Origin of the sequence: Methylobacterium crusticola (assembly GCF_003574465.1) — a bacterium.
In the GTDB taxonomy this organism is placed as follows: Bacteria; Pseudomonadota; Alphaproteobacteria; order Rhizobiales; family Beijerinckiaceae; genus Methylobacterium; species Methylobacterium crusticola.
The window spans coordinates 32,821-49,950 of the sequence record NZ_QOWC01000029.1 but is presented as its reverse complement, the minus strand read 5'-3'; the positions used below and the strand labels follow the sequence as shown (position 1 = coordinate 49,950).

Below are 17,130 nucleotides of genomic sequence, written 5' to 3'. Positions count from 1 at the left end.
GCGCGGCCGCGGCGGCCCGGGCCGCCACTTTCGCGGCCGAGACCGAGGCCCGCACCGCCGCCGACGCCGCGGAGGCCTCGGCCCTGTTCTGGCCCGGCGCCTGGGCCGAGGCGGCCGCGATCCTCGACGAGGCGCTGGCGATCGGCCGGCAGGCCCCCACCCTCGCCGTGGAGGCGGCGCGCGACAGGATGGCGGCCGCGCGGGCCCGGCCCGTCGCCGCGGCGTGAGGGGCGCCGGCGCCCCGGGCCTTCGCGGCCCTCACCCGTTGCGGAAGGCGTAGCCGTAGCCGTTGAGGGCGGGCGCGCCGCCGAGATGGGCGTAGAGCACCCTGGAGCCGGCCGGGAAGGAGCCCTTGCGCACGAGGTCGATCATGCCCTGCATCGACTTGCCCTCGTAGACCGGGTCGGTGATCATCCCCTCCAGGCGGGCGCACAGGCGGATGGCGTCCTTGGTCTCGGCGGAGGGCACGCCGTAGATCGGGTAGGCGTAGTCCTCGACCAGCACGACGTCGTCCGCCGACAGCTCGCGGCCGAGGCCGACCCGGTCGGCGGTGGCGCGGGCGATGTCGAGCACCTGCGCCTTGGTCCGGGCCGGCGTCGCGGAGGCGTCGATGCCGATCACCTTGCGCTCGCGGCCGTCCTTGGCGAAGCCGACCAGCATGCCGGCGTGGGTCGAGCCGGTGACGGTGCAGACCACGATGTAGTCGAAGGCGAAGCCGAGGGCCCGCTCCTGGTCGCGCACCTCCTCGGCGAAGCCGACGTAGCCGAGGCCGCCCAGGGGGTGGACCGAGGCGCCGGCCGGGATCGCGTAGGGCCGGCCGCCCCTGGCCTTCACGTCCTCGATGGCGCTGCGCCAGCTCTCGCGGAGGCCGATGTCGAAGCCCTCGTCCACGAGCTCGACCTCGGCGCCCATGATCCGGCTCAGCATGATGTTGCCGACCCGGTCGTAGACCGCGTCCTCGTGGGGCACCCAGGCCTCCTGCACGAGGCGGCACTTCATGCCGATCTTCGCCGCCACCGCCGCCACCATGCGGGTGTGGTTCGATTGCACGCCCCCGATGGTGACGAGCGTGTCGGCGCCCGACGCGATGGCGTCCGGCACGATGTACTCGAGCTTGCGCAGCTTGTTGCCGCCGAAGGCCAGCCCCGAGTTGCAATCCTCCCGCTTGGCGTAGAGCTCGACCCGGCCGCCGAGATGCGCCCCCAGGCGGTCCAGCCTCTCGATCGGCGTCGGCCCGAAGGTGAGCGGGTAGCGTGCGAATGCCTCAAGCATGGATGGTCCTCTCGTCCTGGCGGTTACGATGCGGAACGCTACCACCCGCCGGCCGGAAGGTGCTCCCGAAGTCCGGGCCCGCGCCGGCGGGTCTTGCGCGCCCGGGCCGCCGCGCTGCAAGAATCGGTCATCGAACGGCCCCGTCACGGAAGCTTCTCTCATGCCCGCAGGGCTCGACCGGATCGACATCAAGCTGCTGCGCCTCCTGCAGGAGGACGGCCGCCTCACGAACGCGGAACTGGCGCAGCGGGTCAGCGTCAGCCCGGCGACCTGCCACCGGCGCACGCAGCGCCTCATCGCCCAGGGCACCATCCGGGGCGTGCGGGCGAGGGTGGCGCCCCGCGCGGTCGACCGCGGCGCCCTCGTGATGGTCGGCGTCGTCCTCGACCGCTCGACGCCCGAGAGCTTCGGCGCCTTCGAGCGAGCGGTCGCGAAGCTCCGCTTCATCCTGGACTGCCACCTCGTGGCCGGGGATTTCGACTACTTCCTCAAGATCCGCGTCGGCGAGATGGCGGATTTCAACCGCATCCACGGCGAGCAGCTCATCGGCCTGCCGGGCGTGCGCCAGACGCGGACGTTCTTCGTCATGAAGGAGGTGGTGGACGACGCGCCGCTGGACTTCTGACGCCGGCCCCGGCCCGCCTCAGGCCGGCACCCGCACGGTCGCCCGCAGGCCCCCGAGCGCGCTGTCGTGGAGCGAGACGTCGCCGCCGTGGGCCCGGGCGATGTCGAGGGCGATGGCGAGGCCGAGGCCCGAGCCGCCGGCGTCCTGGCGGGCGTCGTCGAGGCGCACGAAGGGCTTGAACACCTCCTCGCGCTGCTCGGGCGGGATGCCCGGGCCGTCGTCGTCGATCGAGACGGCGAGCCAGCGCGTCTCCTGGCGGGCCGTGATGGCGATCGTGTCGCCGTAGCGGGCGGCGTTCGCCGCGAGGTTGAACAGGCAGCGCCGGAAGGCGTCGGGCCGCACCGTCACGGTGCTCTGGCCCTCCACGGTGACCTCCGAGACGTGCCCCCCCAGGCGCTCGACGTCGGTGCGCACGTCCTCCAGGAGCGCGCGCAGGTCGATGGCGGCGGCGGGCTCCCCCGAATCGCCCCGCGCGAAGGCGAGGTAGGCCTCCAGCATCCGGCTCATCTCGTCGACGTCGCGGCGCAGGTCCTCGATCTCGGGCGTCTGCTCCAGGAGTGCGAGCGAGAGCCGGAAGCGCGTGATGATGGTGCGCAGGTCGTGGCTGACGCCGTTGAGCATCGTGGTGCGCTGCTCCATCGCCCGCTCGATGCGCCGCTTCATCTCGATGAAGGCGTGGCCGGCCTTGCGCACCTCGCGGGCGCCGCGGGGGCGGAAATCGAGCTCGCGGCCCTTGCCGAAGCTCTCCGCCACGTCGGCGAGCCGCAGGATCGGGCGGATCTGGTTGCGCAGGAACAGGATCGCGACGCCGAGCAGCACCAGCGACGAGCCGCCCATCCAGAGCAGGAAGATGTGCGAGTTGGAGGCGTAGGCCTGGCTGCGCCGGGCGATCACCCGCATCACCCCGCCGGGGATCTCGACCCGGATCTCGATCAGGCTGGAGCGCCCGACGGTGTCGATCCAGAACGGCCGGGCGATCTGCCGGCGGATCTCGTCCGTCAGCGCCTCGTCGAGGAGCGAGAAGAACGGCCGCGGCCCCGGCGGCGGCAGCTTCGCGCCCTCCAGGATGTCGATGTCGAGGTTGAGGCGCTCGCTGGCGATGCGCTCCAGGGTGGCGGCGTCGCGGTCCTGGGGATAGCTCTCGTAGATGTCCATGAGGGCCGCCACGTCCGACGTCACGGCGGCCGAGAGGCGGCGGGTCACGAGCTGCCAGTGCCGCTCCATGAAGGTGTAGGCGATCACCGACTGCAGCAGCACGACGGGCGCGATGATGATGATGAGCGAGCGGGCGTAGAGCCCCTTCGGCAGCCGGTCGCCGATCACGCGCCCGAGCCGCCGCCAGGCCCGCCGGGGGGTCGGCAGCGGCCCGGCGAGGGAGAGGGGACGGGCGGCGGGCACCCGCGCTAGTCCAGGACCAGCCGGTAGCCCACGCCCCGCACGGTCTGCACGTAGCGCGGATTGGCCGGGTCGTCCTCGATCCGGCGGCGCAGGCGGTTCATCTGCACGTCGATGGTGCGCTCGTTGGCGGCGGCGTTGGCGCCCGAGAGCGCCTCGCGCTCGACGTTGGCGCCCCGCGCCAGCGCCAGGATGGTGAGGATCTCGCGCTCGCGCTCGGAGAGCCGGATCGCCTCCTCGTCGCGGGTGAGGTCGCCCCGCTCGATCCGGAACTGGAACGGGCCGAAGCGCACCGCGTCGAGGGGCGCCGCCCCGGCCTCCGAGGGCCCGCGGGCGCTGCGGCGCAGGATGTTGTTGAGGCGCAGGATCAGCTCCCGCGGCTCGAAGGGCTTGGGCAGGTAGTCGTCGGCGCCGATCTCGAGCCCGGTCACGCGGTCGTTGGGGTTCGAGCGCGCGGTCAGCATCAGGATCGGCACCTGCGAGGTCAGGCGGATCTGGCGCGCGTAGTCGAAGCCCGTCTCGCCGGGCATCATCACGTCGAGCACCACGGCGTCGAAGACGAGGCTGCGGCCCTTGGCCCGGGCCTCGGCGGCGCTCGCCGCCGCGGTGACGCGGTAGCCGTGCTCGAGGAGGAAGCGCGTGAGGAGCTCGCGCAGGCGCCTGTCGTCGTCAACGACGAGGATGTGGGGGGCGTGGTCGGGCAGCTCGGCCCGCGGCGCCGGGGCGGCATTGGCGCTCATGCCGGCGCTCATGGGCCGGGCTCGTCCAGGGCGAGCGGCAGGGTCCGGCCCTGCGCGGCGATCAGCCGGGTCACCGCCGCCCGCTCCTCGGGCTCGATCATCGCCAGCAGGAAGCGGCTCGCCGGCCCGCGCAGGGCGGGGCCGACCTCCGCCAGGGCCCGGCGCACCCGCTGGCCCTGGACGCCGGCGAGCCTGTGGGCCAGGCCCTCGCCCTGCGCCGTGCAGGTGAGGAGGCGGTGGCGGCGGTCGCTCGTGCCGGCCCGCTGCTCGATGTAGCCCTGCTCGATCAATTCCTTCAGCACCCGGTTCAGGCTCTGCTTCGTGATGCGCAGGATATCCAGGAGTTCGGCGATGGTGAGGCCGGGATTGCGGCTGACGAAGTGGAGCACCCGGTGGTGGGCGCGGCCGAAGCCGTACTCGGCCAGGATCCGGTCCGGGTCGGCGACGAAGTCCCGGTAGGCGAAGAACAGGAGCTCGATCAGCTCGTAGGCCGGGCCGGTCTCGGGCCGGTCCTCGTTGGCGGCGTCCGGGGCGATGGGGACCGGGCGGGGCCGGGCGGCCTGGGTCAAGGTCGTACCCTCTCGTCGGCGGGCGGCGCGACGGGGCGCGCCATTTATGTCAGTCTTGTTGACATATCTCAGTACCGTTGATAGGCGTCAACCCCGCCGGCGAAACGAACGAACGTCGCCAGCCGCAAACAAGCACGAACGTTGCGCGGCGGGCCGCCGGGCGGAAACGAACGCATCGCGAGGATCATCGTCATGTCCGTCATTCCCTTCGACCAGCGTGATGGCCACATCTGGTTCGACGGCCGCATGGTGCCGTGGGCGGACGCGAAGATTCACGTACTCAGCCACGGCCTGCACTACGGCTCCTGCGTGTTCGAGGGCGAGCGCGCCTACGGCGGCGCCCTGTTCAAGAGCACCGAGCACTCGGCGCGCCTGCGCCGCTCGGCCGAGCTCCTCGACTTCGAGATCCCCTACTCGGTGGCGGAGATCGACGCCGCCAAGGACCTGGTGCTCAAGGCGAGCGGCCTCGCGGACGCCTACCTGCGGCCGGTGGCCTGGCGCGGCTCCGAGATGATGGGCGTCTCGGCCCAGTCCAACACCATCCACCTCGCCATCGCGGCCTGGGAATGGCCGAGCTACTTCGACCCGGCGACCAAGATGAAGGGCATCCGGCTCGACATGGCGGATTACCGCCGGCCCGACCCCCGCACCGCGCCCTCCGCCTCCAAGGCGGCCGGCCTGTACATGATCTGCACGATCTCCAAGCACCGGGCCGAGAAGAAGGGCTACGCCGATGCCCTGATGCTCGACTGGGAGGACAACGTCGCCGAGTGCACCGGCGCCAACGTGTTCTTCATCCGCGACGGCGTGATCCACACGCCCCTGGCCGACCGCTTCCTCGACGGGATCACCCGCCAGACCGTGATCGATCTCGCCCGCCGCCGCGGCTACGAGGTGGTCGAGCGCCGCATCCGGCCCGAGGAGCTCTCGGGCTTCGCCGAGTGCTTCATCACCGGCTCGGCCGCCGAGGTCACGCCGGTGTCGGAGATCGCGGAGTTCCGGTTCCAGCCGGGCGCGATGACCCGGACCCTGATGGACGACTACACGGCCGAGGTGCAGCCCCGCGCCAGGGCCGCCTGAGGCCCCGCGGGCGCGGCCCCGGGCGGGCGACCGTCCGGGGCCGCGCCCGCCCGGGCCGATGGTCCCGACGCCGCGGGAACCACCGGCCGGCTCCCACGTTTCCGCTCGGAACATATCAGGAACGCCAGGAGAGCCCGATGGCCCGTCAGACACCCTCCGAGAACCCGAAGCTTGACCCCAAGGACACCTCGAACCAGATCAAGGACCCGAAGGACTGGACCACGGGGTCCGAGCCGATGACGGGTGCCCAGGCCTCCTACCTCAAGACCCTGGCCGAGCAGGCCAAGGACGAGGAGGCCTTCGACCCGGACCTCGACAAGGCCGAGGCGTCCCAGCGCATCGACGCGCTGCGCCACGAGACCGGCAAAGCCTGAGGAGGCCGGCCGGTTCCGCAGCAGCGGAGCCGGCCCGCACCAGATTCGCACTTCGCCTTAACGACTGGTGAGGAAGCCGCGTGTAGTTTCCCGCCGGTCGAGCGGGGGAGTGCGGCGTGTCTGGCAAGTGGCATAGGACCCGCTCGTGGCGCGCTCTGCTCCGTGACCGGTCCGGCGCGACGGCGATCGAGTATTCTCTGCTGCTGGCCATGATTGTCGTCGCCCTGCTGATCAGCCTGGGTACTTTCGGCGGCGCCACCGGCGGGCTGTACGGCACTCTCACCAACAAGGTCGTGGCCGCGTTCGGATCGTGACCGGGCCCCGGGACGGCGCCCGGCGAGCGGGCCCCGAGATGGCGCCTGCCGGCCGAGCCTGCGCCCGCCCGCCCGCCGGGCCTGCGCCGCTGGCCTACTCCGCTGCGAAGCCGAGGCTTCCGGGGCCGAGATTGTTCAGGGACTGGCGGATCTGCCCGGCCAGGATGTCGGCCAGGGGGGTCGGCTCCGGCGAGCGATGGCGCATCAGGCCGATCCGGCACGAGGGCAGGGCGGCGAACCCGTCCTGTGGGCTGAGGATGCGCATCCCGGGGCGCAGGGCGCTCTCGGGCAGCACCGAGACCGCGAGCCCCGCCAGCACCGCCGCCCCGACGGCGGTCGAGTTCCAGCTCACGAACAGGATGCGGCTCGCCCGGCCGCCCCGCTCCAGGGCCTCCGTGGCGGCACGGCGCCAGACGCAGGCCGGCCGGCCGAGGGCGAGGGGGATCGGCGTATCCTCGTGCACGGCGTGGCGGCTGGAGGTGACCCAGAGCAGGGCCTCGGTCCGCACCGTCTCGATGCCGCCGCGCTGGCGCGCCTCCGTGACGATCGCGAGGTCGATCTCGCCGGCCGCGATGCGCTCGGCCAGCATGTCGGTCGGCTCGCACATCACCGTCACCTCGGCGCGCGGATGCGCCCGCGCGAAGCGCCCGAGGATCTCCGGCAGGTAGCGGTCGGCGTAGTCGTCCGGCAGGCCGAGCCGGACCCGGCCGGCGAGGTCGCCCGCCTCGAAGGTCGCCAGGCACTCGGTCTGGAGGCGCATGATGCGGCGGGCGTAGTCGAGCAGCCGCTCGCCGTCGTCCGTGAGGCGCGTGCCGCGGCCGGCCTTGGAGAAGACCTCGCGGCCGACCCGCTCCTCCAGCCGCTTCATCTGCATCGAGACGGCCGACTGGGTCTTGTGCACCCACTCCGCCGCCCGGGTGAACGAGCCGCTGTCGGCGATGGCGACGAGCGTCCGGAGCTGGTCGATGTCGAGGGGGTGCATCCTGCCGGCTCCTGCATCAAGATCCGTGATGTGACACATCTCAAGCATTCGCTCAACGCATCGACCGAACCGCGCTATGAGGAGCGGGCGGAGAGCTTCGCAGGCGCAGAAGAGGTTCGCCACCCGCTCCCGCAGGAGGTCACGATGACGGTCGGTTTCGCACCCTTCGGCGTTCTCTCGCTGGTCTACGGCTTGTCCCGCAAGGCCGTGCGGATCCTCGCCCGCCTCATCCAGATCTGGACCCACCGCCGCGCCGTGCATCGCCTCGCCGAGCTCGACGAGCGGGCGCTCAAGGACATCGGGCTCACCCGCAGCGACGTGATGGGCGTGCTCGACATGCCGTTCCTGAGCGACCCGACCCTGCCGCTCGTGGACCGACGGCGCTCGCGGGGCCTGCGTCCGCCGCCGCCCGTGAGCGTGCGCATCGTCGTGCGCGACGGCCGCAGCGTGCGGCGGGACCCGGCCTTCTAGAGCATTTTCCGGCGAAGCGGACACCGGTTCGCCGCGGACAATGCGGCAGAATCATAAGACCTAGGGCAGCGGCCGTTCGCAGCGTGATCGGATGCTGCCCTAGGGCGCTCCCCGCCGGCCCGGATGGCCGTCCCGCTCAGGACCGGCGCGTCAGGCCCGGCGCGACGGCTCGGCCGGGTCCGGGGCTCCGCGGGGGCTCCGCGGCCGCGTCGCCCCGCGGCCCGGCGGCCCGGGCCTCGAGCACCCCGACCACCCGGAACGCCGCCGCGAGGCCGGCCACGCCGAAGATCGCCGAGCCGAACCCGGTCCCGGCGAGCGCCCCCTCGGGGCCGGCGAGCCGCGCGCCGGCGAGCGCGAACGGCATGGTGCCCAGGGTCGCCCGGCCCCAGTTGCAGGCGGTCGAGAGGAGCGGGAAGCCGAGGTTGTTGAACGAGGCGTTGCCGAGGAACAGGAGCCCGTTGAAGAACCAGACGGCGCCGCCGACGAGGCAGAAGAAGACCAGGAGGTCCGCCGCCGCGCCGTCGAGGGCGAAGAGCCGCACCAGGGCGTCCCGGCCGAGGACGAGGGCGAGCCAGACGACCAGCACGTAGAGCCCCGTCACCAGGGCGGCGTCGCGGAGCGTCGCGCGCATGCGGTCGAAGCGCCCCGCGCCCCAGTTCTGGCCGAGGATCGGCCCGACCGCGCCCGAGAGCGCGAACAGGCCCCCGAAGGCGACCGGGATCAGGCGCTCGACCACGGCATTGCCCGCGAGCGTCGCGGTGCCGAAGCCCGCCATCACGTGGGTCAGGTAGGCGCTGGCGACCGGGGGCGCGAGGTTCGTCAGCACCGTCGGCAGGGCGATGCGCAGGATCACGCCCGCATCCGCCAGGATGGCGGACGCCGCGGGCCGCGCCACCATCCGGTGCACGCCGACGGCACCCGACCAGCCCACGGCCGCGAAGGCGAGGCGGGCGAGCACCACCGTGACGGCGGCGCCCTCGACGCCGAGCCCGAGGCCGAAGATCAGCACCGGGTCGAGGATCGCCGTGACGGCGGCGCCGGCGAGCGTCACGTACATCGCCCGCCGGGCGTCGCCGAGGGCCCTCAGCACGCCCGAGAACCCCATCCCGGCCGCCATGGCGAGGTTCGACGGCAGGGCGATCCACAGGAAGGTCCGGGCCACCGGCACGGTGTCGGGCCCGGCGCCGATCAGCGCGAGGGCGGGGTCGAGCAGCGGCAGCAGCCCGGCGACCACCAGGACCGAGCCCGCGAGGGACAGCATCATCGCGGAGGCCGCCAGGCGGCGCGCGCCCGGGACGTCGCCGCTGCCGAGCGCCCGGGAGATCAGGGCGCCGATCGCGATCATCATGCCGATGTTGATCGAGACCGCGAAGATCTGGACGATGGTGGCGAAGCCCACCGCCGCGGTGAGCGTCGGGTCGCCGAGCCAGGACACGTAGAGGAGCGACAGGAGGTCGACGACGAAGATCGCCATCAGGCCGACCGAGCCGGTGGCGGCCATCACCAGCACGTGGCGCAGGGTCGAGCCGGTGACGAAGTACGCCGGCGGCGCGGGGCCGGCCGCCGGCACCGGTCCCGCGGGCGGGGGAGCCTCACGCATCGGGGGTCTCGTCGCCCTCGTCGGCCTCCGCGAGGGCCGGCTCCTTGAGGCGGGCCTGCTCCTTGGCGCCCGCGCGCTCCCGGGCGATGATGTCCTCGGTCTCCGCGTTGAGCGCCCGCGAGGAGCGCAGCGGCGCGGTCAGCGGCTCGGGCTTGATCCGCAGGAAGCTGCGCAGCGGGTCCGTGCGGTCGAGGGGGTCGCCCGCCTGCTGGAGCACCAGCCGGGCGAGGTCGCGCTTGCGCACGTCGTCGACGACCCGGGCCGCCTCCCCGGGCCCGATCCCGAGGGCCTCCAGGGTGGCGCGCCCGAAGGCGAGGGCGGATTCGAAGGTCTCGCGGACCTGGTAGTCGACGTCCCGGTTCATCGCCTCGATGGCCTGGACCCGGTCGAACACCCGCACGTAGGTGCGGGTGGTGGGAAACTCGGCGTGGACGAGGTCGACCACCTTCAGGGTCGCCTCCTGGTCGTCGATGCAGATGCAGATCACCTCGGCCCGGCCCGCGCCGGCGGCCCGCAGCACGTCGAGCCGCGTCCCGTCGCCGTAATAGACCCGGAATCCGAAGCGTGCCGCGCTGCGGATCTGCTCGACGTCCTTGTCGATCACCGTGACGCTCAGGCCCTGGGCCAGCAGCACCTGGTTGAGGATGTGGCCGAAGCGCCCGAACCCGACCACCAGCACCCGCGCCTCGGCGTTCTCCACCACGTCGAAGGCGGGCTCGAGGGGAGCGGCTGCGCGCCGCGCCAGCACGGTGTCGAGGGCCTTGGCGCCGAGAGGCCCGAGCAGCATGGTGACCGCCGCGATCGCGATGGCGAGGCGCCCGGCCTCCCGGTCGATCAGCCCGAGCTCCTGGCCGACCGGGAGCAGCACGAAGGCGAACTCCCCGGCCGGCGCCAGCACGGCCGCCCCCCGCAGGCCGTCGAGCCAGGACGAGCCGAACAGGCGGAACAGCGCCGCCACCAGCGCCACCTTGACCAGGATCGACGTCGCGGTGGCGAGGAAGAGCCCGACCCAGTGCTGCCCGACGAGCGCGAGGTCGATCGACATGCCGACGCTCATGAAGAACAGGCCGAGCAGCATGCCGCGGAAGGGCTCGATGTCGGCCTCGAGCTGGTGGCGGAAGTTCGATTCCGCCAGCAGCAGCCCGGCCAGGAACGCCCCCATGGCCATCGAGAGCCCGACCTCCTCCATGATCAGCGCGGTGCCGAGCACGACGAGGAGCGCGGCGGCGGTCATCACCTCGCGCGCGCCGCTCGCCGCCAGCATCCGGAAGAACGGGTTGAGGCCGTAGCGCCCGACCAGCACCACGCCGAGCACCGCCGCCACCGCGAGGCCCGCCGATTGCAGGGCCTCGCCGAGCCAGGCCTCGCCCGCGCCCGTGCCGGTCTGGGCGATCAGCGGCAGCAGCGCCAGGATGCCGACGATCGACAGGTCCTGGAACAGCAGCACCGCGAAGGCGCGCTGGCCGTAGGGCGCCGCGAGATCGCGCCGCTCTTCCAGGAGTTGCAGCGCGACCGCGGTCGCCGAGAGGGCGAGCGCGATGCCGATCACCGTCGCGGCCCCCGGCTTGAGGCCGGCGAGGAGCCCGAGGCCCCCGAGCGCCAGGGCGCAGAGGCCGAGCTGGAGGGTGCCGAGCCCGAGGATGTCGCGCCGCAGCGAGATCAGGCGCGAGATCTCGAGCTCGAGCCCGACGATGAACAGCAGCAGCACCACCCCGAGCTCGGAGACGCTGCGGGCCGTCTCCGGCTCCGTGATGAGCGAGAGCCCGGAGGGCCCGATCACCACGCCGGCCACGAGGTAGCCCAGCACCGCGCTCTGCCCGAGCAGGCGGAAGATCGGCACGCCGATCACCGCCGCCGACAGGAAGGTCAGGACCGGCGGCAGGAAGCTGGCATGGTCGGCGCTGGTCGCCATCGGGCGGCGGGCTCCCGGATTCGCGGATGTCGGCCCCACCCTTAACCTGCGCCCGCCCGTCGGGCGAGGCCGCCGGGCCCCGCCGCGCCCCGCGGCATCTTGGGAGGCGGCATCTTGGGAGGCGGCAACCCGAGGATTCTGGGGAGCGCCCGCGGGCCCGCACCCCCGGCCGGCCGGACTCGGCCTGTTGATCGCCGCGATTGCGTGGCACAATAGGTTGACAGGGGCCGCCCCGCCTCGCCACATCCCGCCTACCATGAGCGTTCCCGTGAACCAGATCGACGCCGGCGCCGCCGCGCCCGCGAAGCCGCCCCTCGATATCCTGCTCTGCGCCCCGCGCGGCTTCTGCGCCGGCGTGGTGCGGGCCATCGACGTGGTCGAGCGCGCCCTCGCGCTCTACGGCCCGCCCGTCTACGTCCGGCACGAGATCGTGCACAACAAGTACGTGGTCGAGAGCCTGAAGCGGAAGGGCGCGGTGTTCGTGGCCGAGCTCGACGAGGTCCCGGACGGCAGCGCCCCGGTGATCTTCTCCGCCCACGGCGTCGCCAAGACCGTGCCGCAGAACGCCGAGGCCCGGGGGCTCACCACCATCGACGCCACCTGCCCCCTGGTGACCAAGGTCCACCGCGAGGCCGAGATCCACCACAAGCGCGGGCGCCACGTCCTGCTGGTCGGCCATTCCGGCCACCCGGAGGTGGTCGGCACCATGGGCCAGCTGCCCAAGGGCTCGATCACGCTGGTGGAGGACATCGAGCAGATCCGCGCCCTCGAGCCGGCCAACAGCGAGAACCTCGCCTGGGTGACGCAGACCACCCTGTCGGTCGACGACACCCACCACATCGTCGAGGCGCTGAAGAAGAAGTTCCCGAAGATCGTCGGCCCGCACAAGGACGACATCTGCTACGCCACCACCAACCGGCAGGAGGCCGTCAAGCAGATCGCCCCCCTGGTGGACGCCCTGATCGTGGTCGGCTCCTCGAACTCCTCGAACTCGCAGCGCCTGCGCGAGGTGGCCGAGCGCGTCGGCTGCCCGATCACCCGCCTGGTGCTCCGGGCCGAGGAGATCGACTGGGACGCGTTCCAGAACATCCGCCGCCTCGGCCTCACCGCCGGCGCCTCGGCCCCCGAGGTGCTGGTGGAGGAGATCATCGACGCCTTCGCGACCCGCTACGACGTCAGGGTCGACACGGTCTCGACCACCACCGAGGACATGGTCTTCCCGCTGCCGCGCGAGCTGCGCAGCGAGGCCGCCGAGTAGGCCGGCCGGTCTCCCGCGCCACGCGGGGCCCTGCGCCGGGCGCGAGCCTCCCGGCGCCGCGCGCCCCGCGCCCGAGGCGCACCCGACCGCGTCCCGCACCTCGTTCTCCAGCGGAAAACACGACCGTGGCGGTCTACACCGAGGTTCCCGACGAGGCGCTCGGCGCCTTCCTGGCCGAGTACGACATCGGCACCCTGCTCTCCTACAAGGGGATCGCCGAGGGCGTCGAGAACACCAACTTCATCCTGCACGCCACCACGGGCGCCTACATCCTGACGCTCTACGAGAAGCGGGTGGCGGAGGGCGACCTGCCCTTCTTCCTCGGGCTGATGGAGCACCTGGCCTCCCGCGGCCTCGCCTGCCCGCAGCCGATCCGCACCCGGGCCGGCGCGGCGCTCGGCCGGCTCTGCGGCCGCCCCGCGGTGGTCGTGTCCTTCCTGGAGGGCGTGTCGGTGCGCCGGCCCGGCACGGCCCATTGCCGGGCGCTCGGCAGCGCGCTCGCCGGCCTGCACGCCGCCGGGGCCGACTTCGCCATGCGGCGGCCGAACGCCCTCTCGGTCGCGGCCTGGGGGCCGCTCTTCGCCCAGGCCGAGGCCCAGGCCGACCGGGTCGCCCCGAACCTCGCGGCGCGCACCCGCCAGGACCTCGCCGCCCTCGAGGGGGCGTGGCCCACGGACCTGCCGGGCGGCGTGATCCACGCCGATTTGTTCACCGACAACGTCTTCTTCCTCGGGGAGGCGGTCTCGGGGCTGATCGACTTCTACTTCGCCTGCACCGACGCCTTCGCGTACGACCTCGCGATCTGCCTCAACGCCTGGTGCTTCGAGGCGGACGGCGCCTACAACCGCACCAAGGGGCAGGCGATGATCGCCGCCTACCAGGCGGAGCGCCGCCTCGAGCCCCGGGAGGTGGCGGCCCTGCCGCTGCTCTGCCGCGGCGCCGCCCTGCGCTTCATGCTGACGCGCCTCGTCGATTGGCTCAACGTGCCGCCGGGCGCGCTCGTGCGGCCGAAGGACCCCCTCGAGTACGACCGCAAGCTCGCGTTCCACCGGCGCGTGACGGACGCGGCCGAGTACGGCTGGAGCGCACCGGGAGCCGCCTGACGCAAAGGCCGCCCGGGTGGCCGACCTCGCGCGAGCGGGGCCCCCGAGCGCCCGGTTCGCGCCCCGCCCCTTCGCGCGCGGCCCCCGCCGGGGCCTCGACGTCCCCCCGCCGAGGCGGGGACGCCCTCAGAGCCGCGCCAGCAGGTCCGTCTTCTTCGCGGCGAACTCGGCCTCGGTCAGGACGCCCTTGCGGTGCAGTTCCGACAGCCGCTCGATCATCGCCAGTATGTCCCCGGGCGGGCCGCCGGCCGGAGAGGAGGGCGCGGCCGGGGGAGCGGAGTGCGCCCTCGGCTCCGGGGCGGGCTGCGCGCGCGGCGCCGGTTCCGGCGCCCGGGGCGCTTCGGCCTCCTGCGGCGGGGTCCTGCCGGGCGCGTCCACCACGGCGAGGTCCTCGAGCCGCACCGGGCCGTGCTGGCTGGTGAAGCCGAGCGAGCGGTCCGGCCCCTGCTGCTGCGAGACGCCGCCGATGCGGTGGTCCGCGGTGTCGTACAGGGTCAGGCGCCCGCCGCGCTCGACCGCCAGGCGCCGGGTCTCGGGGAAGTAGGCGTAGCGGGCGTCGTTCTGCGCGCCGGCGGTGGCGGGCTCGCCGAGCCCCTCGGGCCACCAGCCGCCGCCCGGACCCGCGCCGCCCGATCCCCCGCCGGCCGGCATCGCGGCCGCGAGGGGCGCGAGGTCGTCGCAGAGGGCCGCGACCCGGGCCTTGAGGCCGGCATTGAACATGTCGCCGATCATGGTCATGCCGCCCGCATGCCACTGGCCCATCCCGCCGAGGTCGGGGTGGTTGAACTGCGCCGCCCGGCCGTGGCCGCGGGCGAGCGCGTCCAGGAGGTGGCGGGCGGCGTCCACGCCGACGCCGTGGCGTGAGGCGATCGCGTCGAGGTCGGCCATCGTCGGGTGAACTCCTGGAAGCGGCGAGGGGAGGGGACGGGCGCCGGTCGCCCGGCCGGAACGGGTGCGAGCGGCAGCGTACCCACCCCGAGTGCCGGAAGCGAGAGCGGGCGGCCGGGGAGAGGTGCGCGAGGGGGCCGGCGGGACCAGCGCCGCGGCGAGCGAGGTCCTGGTTGCGGCCCGCGCGCTCGCGCCGCGTCCCGACGGCCCGTGCGGGGCATCCGCGGCGGCGTCGAGGCCGCCTCGAGCGGGCGGTCAGTCGGCGGCGGCGGCGCGGCGCTCGGGGTCCGCGGCCGGGAGGGCCGCGAGGGCATCCCGCACCGTCGCCTCGGTCAGGATCTGCGGCAGCACCGCGACCGCCCCCCGGCCGTCGTAGAGCAGGTAGAGCGGCACTCCCGAGCGGCCGTGGGCCTCCAGCACCCGGGTGATCTCCGGGTCGCGGCGGGTCCAGTCGCCCTTGAGATACGTGACGTCGTGGGCGCGGAACCCCGCCCTCACGGCCGCCCCGGCGAGGGCCGCCCGCTCGTTGACCTGGCAGGTGATGCACCACGCCGCCGTCATGTTGACGAAGACCGGCCGGCGCTCGCCCAGGAGCGCGTCGAGGCGGGCCTGGCTGAAGGGCTCGGGGCCCCCCGCCACCGCCGCGGCCGGGCCGGCGCGGTCGCCCTCGAGGCCGGGCAGCGTGGCGCCGAGGGCGACGAGGCCCGCGAGCGCCGCCCCTTGCGCGATCCGGCGGCCCGCCGGGCCGGCGTCGCGGGCCCGCTCCAGCACCCAGGCGCAGAAGCCCACCAGCACGAGCCCGATCAGGGCCGCGAGCAGGCCGCCGGGGCCCACCTGCTGGCTCAGCACCCAGACGAGCCACGCCACCGTGGCGTAGAGCGGGAAGGCGAGGAGGCCCTTGAGAATCTCCATCCAGGCGCCGGGCCGCGGCAGGCGGCGCAGCGCCGCCGGCCAGGCCGCGAGCGCGCAGAACGGCAGGGCGAGGCCGAGGCCGAGGGCCGCGAAGACCGCGAGGCCGGTGGCGGCCCCTTGGGTCAGCGCGAACCCGACCGCCGCGCCCATGAACGGCGCCGTGCAGGGCGTCGCCACCAGGGTCGCGAGCACGCCCGTGAAGAACGAGCCCTGGAGCCCCGCCCGCCGGGTCAGGCCGTCGCCGAGCCCCGCCGCGCGGGTGCCGATGGGGACGACGCCCGACAGGCTGAGGGCCATGGCGAAGAGCCCGTAGGCGAGGCAAGCCACCACCAGGGGCGATTGCAGCTGGAAGCCCCAGCCGACCCGGGCCCCCCCGGCCCGCAGGCCGATCAGGATCGCGGCGAGCCCGAGGAAGGTCGCCATCACGCCGCCCGCGTAGGCGAGGCCGTGCAGCCGCACCCGCCCCGGGCTCTCGCCCGAATGCCGCACCAGGCTCAGCACCTTGATCGACAGGACCGGGAACACGCAGGGCATCAGGTTGAGCAGGAGGCCGCCGAGGAACGCCAGCAGGGCGGCCTGCCACAGCCCCTCGGGCGCGTCCGCCGCCGGGGCGGGCGGGGCCGGCCGGGCCGGGTCCGGCTGGGCCGGGGCCGCGGGCTCCTCGCCGAGGGCGAGGGCGCGGCGGACCGGGCCGCCTCCGGTCTCCTCCGTGAGCGTCAGCACGCCGTCGAGGCGCCAGGCCGGCTCGCCCGGGGGCGCCTGGCTGCTGCGGGTCAGGGCGACGTGCAGGCCGGCGGCGTCGACCGTGGCGGTCTGGGGCGCGGCGTGCTCGATCGCGGTCTCGGAGTACGGGAAGAAGGCGACGTCGCGGATTGCCTCCGGCCTCAGCCCGGGGGCGTCGAGGTGGAGGGTGAGGGCGTCGCCCTCCCGCGTCACGCGGGAGGGCCAGGGGGAGGGCGCCGGCAGGCGCGCCCGCGCCGCGCCGAACAGGTCGCGGGTGCGCGGGTCGGGCCGCACGCTGGCGCCCGGGCCCGCGACCGGCAGCGTCGCCGCCACGCTCGCCTCGCCCGGCACGCATTCCCGCTCGCAGGCGAGGTAGGACACCTTGGCCCGCAGGGCGACCGGCCCGGCCCCGAGGGCGGCCGGCGGCGTCACCGTGGCGGTGAGCAGCACGTCGCCCTCGTAGCCGAAGTTCATCAGGTCCGCGACCGGGATGCGCTCGGGCGCCGGCCAGGCGACCGGCCCCGCGGCGTAGCCCGCGGGCAGGCTCCAGGCGATCTCCGGCGGCAGGCCCGAATCGCCGGGGTTGCGCCAGTAGACGTGCCAGCCCGGCTTCATGGTCAGGCGCAGGCCGACCGCGAAGGGCTGGCCGGGCGCCAGCGCGCCCGGCTCCGCCACCAGCTCCGCCCGCACGAGGTCGGCGTACTTCGACGGGCGGGGCGCCTGCGCGGCGGCGGCGCCCGCCGCGGCGAGCAGGGCCGCGAGGGCGACGGGCGCGCGGCGCAGGACCACCGGCACGGCTCCCGTCAGAGCGTTCCCCGCCTCAGGGGACAGCGTGGTTCGGAGGAGCTGGCGCACGTCAGAAGCCTCGAGCGGCGGCCCGGATCCCGTCCCCGCCCCGCTGCTCTAGGCCGA

The 17,130-nt window shown here is 74.1% G+C and carries 17 protein-coding genes and 1 pseudogene; 8 read left to right on the top strand and 10 right to left on the bottom strand.

Features of this window, described 5'->3' with window-relative positions; genetic code table 11:
- Positions 1 to 227: pseudogene (locus DT057_RS15095) on the top strand (hypothetical protein); the annotation flags it as partial.
- 31 nt (positions 228 to 258) lie between these two features.
- Here the strand turns inward: DT057_RS15095 and DT057_RS15090 are convergent.
- Positions 259 to 1,272, bottom strand: coding sequence for a 1-aminocyclopropane-1-carboxylate deaminase (locus DT057_RS15090; protein ID WP_128562922.1), 1,014 nt, complete (start codon positions 1,270 to 1,272; stop codon positions 259 to 261).
- 160 nt (positions 1,273 to 1,432) lie between these two features.
- On the opposite strand from DT057_RS15090, the gene DT057_RS15085 reads away from it, so the two are divergent.
- Positions 1,433 to 1,897 carry an Lrp/AsnC family transcriptional regulator gene (locus DT057_RS15085; RefSeq protein WP_128562921.1) on the top strand — a complete coding sequence of 155 codons (465 nt, stop codon included), beginning with the start codon at positions 1,433 to 1,435 and terminating at the stop codon, positions 1,895 to 1,897.
- Between the two features lie 18 nt (positions 1,898 to 1,915).
- On the opposite strand, the gene DT057_RS15080 is transcribed toward DT057_RS15085, so the two are convergent.
- The 4 genes from DT057_RS15080 to DT057_RS37235 all read right to left on the bottom strand — a co-directional run bounded on the left by DT057_RS15080 (position 1,916) and on the right by DT057_RS37235 (position 4,795).
- A complete protein-coding gene (locus DT057_RS15080; protein WP_128562920.1) occupies positions 1,916 to 3,295 on the bottom strand; it encodes an ATP-binding protein in 1,380 nt (459 codons plus the stop codon).
- Between the two features lie 5 nt (positions 3,296 to 3,300).
- The gene (locus DT057_RS15075) at positions 3,301 to 4,032 is read right to left on the bottom strand and encodes a response regulator (protein ID WP_128562927.1); all 732 of its coding nucleotides are present in this window, start codon (positions 4,030 to 4,032) and stop codon (positions 3,301 to 3,303) included.
- Positions 4,033 to 4,040: 8 nt separating this feature from the next.
- Complete coding sequence (locus DT057_RS15070) at positions 4,041 to 4,568, bottom strand: MarR family winged helix-turn-helix transcriptional regulator (protein WP_203236285.1); 528 nt, start codon at positions 4,566 to 4,568, stop codon at positions 4,041 to 4,043.
- Positions 4,569 to 4,669: 101 nt separating this feature from the next.
- Positions 4,670 to 4,795 (bottom strand): hypothetical protein, encoded by a 126-nt coding sequence (locus DT057_RS37235; RefSeq protein WP_269153021.1) that lies wholly within the window; start codon positions 4,793 to 4,795, stop codon positions 4,670 to 4,672.
- Here DT057_RS37235 and DT057_RS15065 point away from each other — a divergent pair.
- From DT057_RS15065 to DT057_RS15055, 3 genes are all read left to right on the top strand, one after another.
- Positions 4,794 to 5,681, top strand: a complete 888-nt coding sequence (locus DT057_RS15065; RefSeq protein ID WP_128562918.1) for a branched-chain amino acid aminotransferase — start codon at positions 4,794 to 4,796, stop codon at positions 5,679 to 5,681. The two genes, DT057_RS37235 and DT057_RS15065, sit on opposite strands and share 2 nt — an antisense overlap.
- Positions 5,682 to 5,818: 137 nt before the next feature.
- Positions 5,819 to 6,055, top strand: coding sequence for a DUF3072 domain-containing protein (locus DT057_RS15060; protein ID WP_128562917.1), 237 nt, complete (start codon positions 5,819 to 5,821; stop codon positions 6,053 to 6,055).
- A gap of 116 nt (positions 6,056 to 6,171) precedes the next feature.
- Positions 6,172 to 6,369: a Flp family type IVb pilin gene (locus DT057_RS15055; RefSeq protein ID WP_128562916.1), complete on the top strand. Its 198-nt coding sequence runs from the start codon at positions 6,172 to 6,174 to the stop codon at positions 6,367 to 6,369.
- 94 nt (positions 6,370 to 6,463) lie between these two features.
- On the opposite strand, the gene DT057_RS15050 is transcribed toward DT057_RS15055, so the two are convergent.
- Positions 6,464 to 7,351: a LysR substrate-binding domain-containing protein gene (locus tag DT057_RS15050; RefSeq protein WP_128562915.1), complete on the bottom strand. Its 888-nt coding sequence runs from the start codon at positions 7,349 to 7,351 to the stop codon at positions 6,464 to 6,466.
- Between the two features lie 144 nt (positions 7,352 to 7,495).
- On the opposite strand from DT057_RS15050, the gene DT057_RS15045 reads away from it, so the two are divergent.
- Positions 7,496 to 7,822 (top strand): DUF1127 domain-containing protein, encoded by a 327-nt coding sequence (locus DT057_RS15045; RefSeq protein WP_128562914.1) that lies wholly within the window; start codon positions 7,496 to 7,498, stop codon positions 7,820 to 7,822.
- A 136-nt stretch (positions 7,823 to 7,958) separates the two neighbouring features.
- Here the strand turns inward: DT057_RS15045 and DT057_RS15040 are convergent, their stop codons facing one another.
- Both DT057_RS15040 and DT057_RS15035 read right to left on the bottom strand, forming a co-directional pair.
- On the bottom strand, positions 7,959 to 9,422 hold the full coding sequence (locus tag DT057_RS15040; RefSeq protein ID WP_128562913.1) for an MATE family efflux transporter: 1,464 nt from the start codon (positions 9,420 to 9,422) through the stop codon (positions 7,959 to 7,961).
- Positions 9,415 to 11,334 carry a monovalent cation:proton antiporter-2 (CPA2) family protein gene (locus DT057_RS15035; protein WP_128562912.1) on the bottom strand — a complete coding sequence of 640 codons (1,920 nt, stop codon included), beginning with the start codon at positions 11,332 to 11,334 and terminating at the stop codon, positions 9,415 to 9,417. Before DT057_RS15035 ends, DT057_RS15040 begins: the two co-directional genes overlap by 8 nt.
- Before the next feature lie 256 nt (positions 11,335 to 11,590).
- Here DT057_RS15035 and ispH point away from each other — a divergent pair, with 256 nt between their 5' ends.
- Positions 11,591 to 12,592 carry a 4-hydroxy-3-methylbut-2-enyl diphosphate reductase gene (gene ispH, locus DT057_RS15030; RefSeq protein WP_128562911.1) on the top strand — a complete coding sequence of 334 codons (1,002 nt, stop codon included), beginning with the start codon at positions 11,591 to 11,593 and terminating at the stop codon, positions 12,590 to 12,592.
- 125 nt (positions 12,593 to 12,717) lie between these two features.
- Positions 12,718 to 13,695, top strand: a complete 978-nt coding sequence (locus tag DT057_RS15025; protein WP_128562910.1) for a homoserine kinase — start codon at positions 12,718 to 12,720, stop codon at positions 13,693 to 13,695.
- Positions 13,696 to 13,821: 126 nt separating this feature from the next.
- Here the strand turns inward: DT057_RS15025 and DT057_RS15020 are convergent, their stop codons facing one another.
- Together DT057_RS15020 and DT057_RS15015 are read right to left on the bottom strand one after the other, a co-directional pair.
- Positions 13,822 to 14,583: an SHOCT domain-containing protein gene (locus DT057_RS15020; protein ID WP_128562909.1), complete on the bottom strand. Its 762-nt coding sequence runs from the start codon at positions 14,581 to 14,583 to the stop codon at positions 13,822 to 13,824.
- A 255-nt stretch (positions 14,584 to 14,838) separates the two neighbouring features.
- Positions 14,839 to 17,007 carry a protein-disulfide reductase DsbD family protein gene (locus DT057_RS15015; protein ID WP_407068097.1) on the bottom strand — a complete coding sequence of 723 codons (2,169 nt, stop codon included), beginning with the start codon at positions 17,005 to 17,007 and terminating at the stop codon, positions 14,839 to 14,841.
- Positions 17,008 to 17,130 lie beyond the last annotated feature (123 nt).

What these genes read in the sequence shown, in the direction of transcription:
- DT057_RS15090 (WP_128562922.1), bottom strand. Translation starts at nt 1,272, where the DNA reads ATGCTTGAGGCATTCGCACGCTACCCGCTCACCTTCGGGCCGACGCCG.
- DT057_RS15085 (WP_128562921.1), top strand. Translation starts at nt 1,433, where the DNA reads ATGCCCGCAGGGCTCGACCGGATCGACATCAAGCTGCTGCGCCTCCTG.
- DT057_RS15075 (WP_128562927.1), bottom strand. Translation starts at nt 4,032, where the DNA reads ATGAGCGCCAATGCCGCCCCGGCGCCGCGGGCCGAGCTGCCCGACCAC.
- DT057_RS15065 (WP_128562918.1), top strand. Translation starts at nt 4,794, where the DNA reads ATGTCCGTCATTCCCTTCGACCAGCGTGATGGCCACATCTGGTTCGAC.
- DT057_RS37235 (WP_269153021.1), bottom strand. Translation starts at nt 4,795, where the DNA reads ATGACGATGATCCTCGCGATGCGTTCGTTTCCGCCCGGCGGCCCGCCG.
- DT057_RS15060 (WP_128562917.1), top strand. Translation starts at nt 5,819, where the DNA reads ATGGCCCGTCAGACACCCTCCGAGAACCCGAAGCTTGACCCCAAGGAC.
- DT057_RS15050 (WP_128562915.1), bottom strand. Translation starts at nt 7,351, where the DNA reads ATGCACCCCCTCGACATCGACCAGCTCCGGACGCTCGTCGCCATCGCC.
- DT057_RS15045 (WP_128562914.1), top strand. Translation starts at nt 7,496, where the DNA reads ATGACGGTCGGTTTCGCACCCTTCGGCGTTCTCTCGCTGGTCTACGGC.
- DT057_RS15040 (WP_128562913.1), bottom strand. Translation starts at nt 9,422, where the DNA reads ATGCGTGAGGCTCCCCCGCCCGCGGGACCGGTGCCGGCGGCCGGCCCC.
- DT057_RS15035 (WP_128562912.1), bottom strand. Translation starts at nt 11,334, where the DNA reads ATGGCGACCAGCGCCGACCATGCCAGCTTCCTGCCGCCGGTCCTGACC.
- ispH (WP_128562911.1), top strand. Translation starts at nt 11,591, where the DNA reads ATGAGCGTTCCCGTGAACCAGATCGACGCCGGCGCCGCCGCGCCCGCG.
- DT057_RS15020 (WP_128562909.1), bottom strand. Translation starts at nt 14,583, where the DNA reads ATGGCCGACCTCGACGCGATCGCCTCACGCCACGGCGTCGGCGTGGAC.